Raw genomic sequence first — 6,417 nt, 5'->3', positions numbered from 1 at the left:
CCGGGCGTCTGGCTGAAGATCCCGAAGAAGGACTCCGGACTGGACGGCGTCGACTACGCCGGGGCGCTGGAGTCGGCCCTGTGCTACGGCTGGATCGACGGGCAGAAGAAGAAGCTGGACGAGCGGCACTGGCTGCAGCGCTTCACACCGCGACGGTCCGGCAGCAAGTGGTCGAAGGTGAACCGGCAGAAGGCCACCGAACTCGTCGAGCGGGGCCGGATGCGGGCCGCGGGGCTGCGCGAGGTGGAGAAGGCCAAGGCGGACGGCCGTTGGGAGACGGCGTACGCCAGTCAGAGCAAGGCGACGGTGCCCGACGACCTCCAAGCGGCCCTGGACGCGTCCCCGAAGGCGCGGGACTTCTTCTCCACACTCGACAGCCGCAACCGGTACGCGATCCTCTACCGGATCCAGGACGCGAAGAAGCCCGAGACCCGGGCGGCCCGCATCGAGAAGTACGTCGCCATGCTCACCGAGAACAAGAAGATCTACCCCTGACGGCCCGGCGCCGAGAGCGACCGGACCGAGCTCGACCACACATCGGACCACCGCTCGGCGCCGAACCCCTCTGACCGCTTCGCCTCGGCGAGCCCCAGCCTGGCCGCGAGGCGCATCGAGCGGTTGCCGGCGGTCTGGCCGGCGAGCACCACCGGCTCGCCGGGAAGGACGCCTCCGCGCCGGTCGAGGAAGGTTTTCCCTCTTGATCAGTTGGCGGGTCCGAGGGCGACTACGGCTCGGGCGACGGCCGTGATCCGGGTGGTGCTGCGGCGGAGCTTCCGCGGGATCCGCCGGCCCCTCAGGATCACCGTGGCGCGTTCGCCGAGGCTGCGGATCTTGGCATGGTCCCGGTTGTGACGCCGGCGCCGGTCGCGCAGGTTCCTGCCGCGGAACGGGACGCGGACGGCGGGGCTCGCTCGCGGTCGATCGGCAGGAGGGTGCCGTCGAGGATCACGTACGCCTTCCCACGGACCGTCTCGAGGAAGCCGGCGGACCCGGTCCAGGCGGCCCACGACCGCTGCCCGGTGTCGAGACCCGGGCAGTGCAACCGGATGACGTACCCCCACACGCCGTGGGGCAGCACCCCCCTCCTTCGGGTCGACCGGCCCCCGTCCGCGGGGCTCCTGGACAGCCCCGGCGCAGGCAGCGGGCAGACTGCGGTCATGCACCGTCGACAGATCAGTTCCGTCGCCCACACCCTGCACCCCATCGCCGCGCCGCTGAGCGACACGTCCGTGCGAACACTCCTCGACCGGGCCGTCCCCCACGGCACCGCCCGGCTCCTCGATCTCGGCTGCGGATCGGGCACCTGGCTGCTGCGCGCGCAGGCCGGCCGCCCGGACCTGCGCGCCGACGGCGTCGACAACGACGTCGACGCCATCGCGGCAGCCCGTGCCTCGGCCGATGCGGCCGGACTCGGTGACCGGATCGCCTTTCACGCGCAAGACGCCGCCGAGTTCAGCCCACCCCACGGCTACGACCTCGTCCTGAGCATCGGTGCCAGCCACGCCTTCGGCGGCCTGCTCCCCACCTTGAAGGCAGCCGAGAGACACCTCGTCCCCGGCGGCACAGTGCTCGTCGGCGACTGCTTCTGGGAGCGCGAACCAGACCGCCGCACCCTCGACTCCGGTTTCACCGCGGACGAGTACGACGACCTCGCCACGACCGTCGACCGGGTGGTGTCCGAGGGCTGGGTGCCCCTGTACGGACACGTGAGCACCCTCCAGGAGTGGGACGACTACGAGTGGTCCTGGACCGGCTCCCTGTCCCGGTGGGCCCTGGACCACCCTGATCACCCGGACCGCGCCCAGGCCCTCGACGCCGCGGCCCAGCACCGCGCCGCCTGGCTCCACGGCTACCGGGGCACCCTCGGTTTCGTCACCCTGCTCCTGGGCAGGGAGCCCCGGCCCTGACAGCCCTCCCCCGCTCCCCGCGACCGGCGCACCGCGCCGGCCGCGCCCACGTCACCCGCCGAACGCCGTCCCCGGGCCGCACCCCCCGACGTCGTCCAGACGGTGAAGACGCCTCAGCACGGCGTGCGGAACCGACATGTCGACGACGGACGCGGCCGCGGCACACGCGCCCTCGGCTCCCGCCGGGAGCATCAGATCGGCCTGCAGCGCGTCGGCGAGCGCGACGGCCGCCGTGACCGCGCCCAGGAACCGGATGCCCCCGCCGGAGTCGTACGCCACGCTCGACACCACGGGAACGTGGCCGGTGTCGAGGAACAGCCGGACCACCCCTGGATCGACCTGCACGTCGGTCCCGTCCCCCAGCACCAGGGTGCGGGCGTCCTCGCCCGTGATGCCGACCGCCGTCCGTCCGTGCAGTTCGCTGAGCCGGGGCAGCATGGCGACGAGCGACTCGGCCGTGCCGTGGGCGGCCTCCGGGCGTTCGCGGGGTCTCACGCCTCCGTACGTTCGTCGGTCCGCCGGTACAGCGCCTTGGGGGGCAGTCCGGCCCAGTCGGTGGGGTCGGTGTGGCCGGAGGCGACCGTGCCCGCCGTGGTCAGTTCGTTCAGACACGCCGCCCGCTGGAGTTCGACGCCCGGGACGCGGAGGTGGGTCAGGCGAGCGCAGTGTCCAGCGGGGGCCGAAGGCGCCGCAGTCGCTGGGGCGGTGGTGAGGGTCAGTGCGGCCAGGGCGGGTGCCGCCGGCGCACTTCGCCACCAGAGGCGGGTGAGGAACGGATGGAGGGACGACACATCTGCGTACCTCCAAGGCTCATGGATGAGGACCTGCGGGAGGCTACGACGTCGGTCGACCGCCAGATATGGGCCTGACCCCCACTGTCAGCGGCTGCAAGGTGGTTCCTTCCACCATCTCAGTGGGCGGTCGAAGACATCGCGGCCCCTGTCTCCTCCTCGCCACCGGGCCCTTCGTGCGTCGGGCCATGGTTGGCCAACACACTGCTCGTTCGCCGACGTTGGTTGTTCCGACCATGTCAATGTAAGTGATCCAGCCCACATGATGCACGCCACACACCGGTGGCTCGAGCCGAAGCCGCCACGGTGCCCTTCCCCTCCCCTCTCCCTCTCCCTCTCCACGGAAGGCATCAGCCATGGGACAGCCGCACTCCCCGTTCCCCACCGCGAAGGGACGCCGCATCATCGGCGGTCTCCGACGCTGGCTCACCGCCGCCACAGGCGCCCTCGCCCTGACCACCGGTCTGGTGGCCGTCAGCCCGCCGGCGTCCGCCGCCGCCCTGACCCAGGTCACCGGATTCGGCTCCAATCCCGGCAACCTGTCCATGCACACCTACGTGCCGGACGGCCTCCCCGCGGGCGCGCCACTCGTCATCGCCTTGCACGGCTGCACACAGAGCGCGAGCGACTACTACGCGAAGTCCGGTTGGCCGAAGTTCGCCGACCAGTACGAGTTCGCCCTCGTCTTCCCCCAGACGACCAGCGCCAACAACGCAAACTCCTGTTTCAACTGGTTCGACTCGGGCGACAGCGCGCGCGGCAAGGGCGAGGCCCTGTCGATCAAGCAGATGGTCGACGCCGCTGTCGCCCGCTACGGCAGCGACACCAGCCGTGTCTACATCACCGGCCTGTCGGCCGGTGCCGGTATGACCGCGAACATGCTCGCCGCCTATCCGGACGTCTTCGCCGGCGGTTCCATCGACTCCGGTCTTCCCGCGTACTGTGCGACGAGCGTGTCCGCCGCGTACACCTGCATGTACAGCCCGCCGAACAAGACGCCCGCCCAGTGGGGCGACCTGGTCCGCGCCGCTGCACCCGTCGGCACCACCTCCTGGCCCCGAGTGGCGATCTAGCAGGGCACCTCGGACACCACCGTCGTACCGGCCAACGCCACTGAACTGCGCGACCAGTGGACGAACACATGGGGCATCGGCCAGACGCCCTCCCGCACCGGAAACCTCTCCGGCGGCACCACGCTGAGTGAGTACGACGACGCCTCCGGCAACCCCGCCGTCCAGGTCTACTCCGTCTCCGGCATGGCCCACGGCCTCGCCGTAGACCCGGGCAGCGGCCCGGAACAGTGCGGCACCGCCGGAACCTACTACCTCGACACCATCTGCTCCAGCTACCACACCGCCCGCTTCTGGAGACTCGACGGCGGCGACAACGGCGGGGAAGCCCCGGGCAAGCTGCCCGCGCCCACAGGCGTGACGGTCGGCACCACCACCGACACCTCCGTATCGTTGAGCTGGAGCGCCGTTCCCGGAGCGGCCTCCTACGACGTCTACCGCGGCGGCATGAAAGCGGGCACCACGACAAGGCCCTCATACACCGACACGGGCCTGACCGTCGGCACCTCGTACGCCTACACGGTGGCTGCGGTGGACGCGGCCGGGGCGGTGGGGGCGACCTCCTCTTCAGTGACCGCCACCACCACCGGCTACACGCCCACCTGCTACACGGCCAGCAATTACCAGCACACCTCTGCCGGCCGCGCCTACCAGAGCGGCGGACAGACTTACGCCACGGGCTCCGGTCAGGCCATGGGCCTGTACAACACGTTCGTCACTCACACCCTGAAGCAGACCGCACCCGGCCACTACGTCGTCGCCGACACCGGCTGCTAGGTCCTGAGCCCCTCCGCGCGGGCCCGGTTGGACAGGGTCCACCGGGGTCGCGTGCCGTTTCCCTCCCCCGTCCGGCCTCGCCGGAGACAGTGGTTCGCCGGCATGAAGACACCATATGGCGGGTGGATGGCACCATGGCCGCAACCCAACCGCGTGCCTGGGCTCGCCGCCCATCGGTTGTATCGGCCACCGGCTCTGACCAGCGAGGCCACGCCGATCGCCCGAGGGAAAAGGGTCCGTATGGGTCTGGACAAGACAGTCGCGAGCGCCGCGGAGGCGGTGGCCGGCATGGAGGACGGCGCCTCGCTCGCGGTGGGTGGCTTCGGGCTGTGCGGACTACCCGGCACGCTCATCGACGCCCTGTGGCAGCGTGGACTGAACGGCCTCGAGGTCGTCTCGAACAACTGCGGCGTCGACGACTGGGGCCTCGGCCTGCTGCTCGCCCCCTACGCGACCGGGCGCTCGAGGACGAGCACGGCGGCGGCGTCGTCGAGGTGTCCGCCGACGTGGTGCAGCAGGTCGCTGCGGAAGCGGCCGAGGAAGGCGTCGGGGTCGCTCTCGGTCCAGCCGGTGATGCGCTCGGCGAGCGGGGAGAAGGTGCCGGTGGGGTCGCGGGCCTCGGTGACACCGTCCGTGCACAGCAACAAGAGGTCTCCTGGGACGAACGGGAAGCTGTCGACGTGGTAGTCCGGGTCCGTCAGTTCACCCAGTCCCAGCGGGGGTGCGGGACGGAGGGCGTTCATCGTCGTCGGTCTCCCCTCGCGCAGGACGATGGGCGGAGGGTGCCCGCAGGTGCGCCGTTCGCCCTTGAACAGCAGGCCCGCAGCCGAGCGACGTCCGCAACCCCGGGCCCAGTGGCGCCCGCAGGAGCACGCGCACAACCGACGGATGCGTCACAAGTGCGCGCTTTACTCGTTCGGGTCCCAGTCTGCGAGCTGCTCCATCGGCTCGGTGTCGCCGGTGGTCTCCAGGACGTCGAGCGGGACGCGCTCATAGAAGTAGAGGACCAGTTCGCTCGCTGCGCCCCGTATCGCCATGTCGCCCGGCTCCGCGTCGGCGGCGAGGTCGTCGCAGTGGACGCCGTCGGCGTTGAGGGTCAGGCGCCAGGAGCGGCCCTCGGTCGTGTGCAGGTCGATGGTCGCCGGTTTGAACGGCCAGGGGACGGTCGTCGCCGAGACGGTCGTCAGGAACTCGTCGACGCCCTCGACCGCGACGTCCGTCGGCAGCGGCTGTGCGGCCCCCTGGGTGAGCTGGACGTCGTAGGTGTGGACGGCGATCTCCTGGATCTGGTGCCGGGCCACGGCTCCGCTGGTCTCCGGGGCCTGCGAGCGGCCCCACCAGGTCCAGCAGCCGCGGTCCGGGCCGGCCTCGCGCATCGCGTCGAGCATGAGCTCGGTCGACTCGGCGAGCCAGGCGTCCAGGGCCTCGCGATCGCGGGGCGCGGTCGGGGCGCCCTTCGGGTCCGTCCTCGCCGGAGGTTCAGCGCCCGGGCCCGCCGCGACGATGGCGGCCTGGCGGCGGCGGCCGTCGCCGAGGTGCTGCGCCAGTTCGCGCAGCGTCCAGTCCGGGCAGGTCGGGACCTGGACGTCGAGGTCGGGGGCGGACGCGATCGCGGCGCGGAACGCGGCCGATCGGTCTTCGATCAACCGCAGGACCTCGGGGAACTCCAAGATGTTTTGCACGTCGGTTGTGTATCACGGCGCCCCGGCCGCCGGTAGCGAATTTGTCGGACGAACGCGTCGACGGCCGGGCGGAGCGCCGGCGCCGGAGGAGGGAAACGAGCGCTGGTAGGACTCCGTTGCTGAGATCGAACTCGTGGAGTCGTGGGGGCTGGGGGCTCGTCGCCCGTGCGGTAGCACCGGGGCGTGCGGT

5 protein-coding genes and 3 pseudogenes are annotated in these 6,417 nt (G+C 71.3%); 4 read left to right on the top strand and 4 right to left on the bottom strand.

Annotation, left to right across the window (positions count from 1 at the left end; genetic code table 11):
- On the top strand, nucleotides 1–495 hold a 495-nt coding region (locus JHAT_RS23500), incomplete at its 5' end, for a YdeI family protein (protein WP_077800240.1).
- A 662-nt stretch (nucleotides 496–1,157) separates the two neighbouring features.
- Nucleotides 1,158–1,907, top strand: a complete 750-nt coding sequence (locus JHAT_RS23490) for a cyclopropane-fatty-acyl-phospholipid synthase family protein (RefSeq protein ID WP_077800239.1) — start codon at nucleotides 1,158–1,160, stop codon at nucleotides 1,905–1,907.
- A gap of 51 nt (nucleotides 1,908–1,958) precedes the next feature.
- Here JHAT_RS23490 and JHAT_RS23485 read toward each other — a convergent pair whose 3' ends face one another.
- Together JHAT_RS23485 and JHAT_RS23480 are read right to left on the bottom strand one after the other, a co-directional pair.
- Nucleotides 1,959–2,402, bottom strand: coding sequence for a hypothetical protein (locus JHAT_RS23485; RefSeq protein WP_077800238.1), 444 nt, complete (start codon nucleotides 2,400–2,402; stop codon nucleotides 1,959–1,961).
- Nucleotides 2,399–2,698, bottom strand: coding sequence for a hypothetical protein (locus JHAT_RS23480; RefSeq protein WP_216353439.1), 300 nt, complete (start codon nucleotides 2,696–2,698; stop codon nucleotides 2,399–2,401). Before JHAT_RS23480 ends, JHAT_RS23485 begins: the two co-directional genes overlap by 4 nt.
- A gap of 356 nt (nucleotides 2,699–3,054) precedes the next feature.
- Here JHAT_RS23480 and JHAT_RS23475 point away from each other — a divergent pair.
- Both JHAT_RS23475 and JHAT_RS23470 read left to right on the top strand, forming a co-directional pair.
- Nucleotides 3,055–4,545 (top strand): annotated as a pseudogene (locus tag JHAT_RS23475) (alpha/beta hydrolase family esterase).
- A 240-nt stretch (nucleotides 4,546–4,785) separates the two neighbouring features.
- Nucleotides 4,786–5,019 (top strand): annotated as a pseudogene (locus JHAT_RS23470) (CoA-transferase); the annotation flags it as partial.
- Here JHAT_RS23470 and JHAT_RS23465 read toward each other — a convergent pair.
- Together JHAT_RS23465 and JHAT_RS23460 are read right to left on the bottom strand one after the other, a co-directional pair.
- Nucleotides 4,992–5,339: pseudogene (locus JHAT_RS23465) on the bottom strand (PP2C family protein-serine/threonine phosphatase); the annotation flags it as partial. The pseudogenes JHAT_RS23470 and JHAT_RS23465 sit on opposite strands and share 28 nt — an antisense overlap.
- Nucleotides 5,340–5,453: 114 nt before the next feature.
- Nucleotides 5,454–6,227 carry a maleylpyruvate isomerase family mycothiol-dependent enzyme gene (locus tag JHAT_RS23460; protein WP_077800236.1) on the bottom strand — a complete coding sequence of 258 codons (774 nt, stop codon included), beginning with the start codon at nucleotides 6,225–6,227 and terminating at the stop codon, nucleotides 5,454–5,456.
- Nucleotides 6,228–6,417 lie beyond the last annotated feature (190 nt).

The sequence above is a fragment of the Streptomyces sp. JHA26 genome, from assembly GCF_002005565.1.
Taxonomy (GTDB): Bacteria; Actinomycetota; Actinomycetes; order Streptomycetales; family Streptomycetaceae; genus Streptomyces.
The sequence above is the reverse complement of the archived record's forward strand: the minus strand, read 5'-3'. Positions and strand labels throughout refer to the sequence as shown.

Excerpts from the sequence above, each read along its gene's own strand:
- JHAT_RS23490 (WP_077800239.1), top strand. The coding sequence starts at position 1,158 with ATGCACCGTCGACAGATCAGTTCCGTCGCCCACACCCTGCACCCCATC.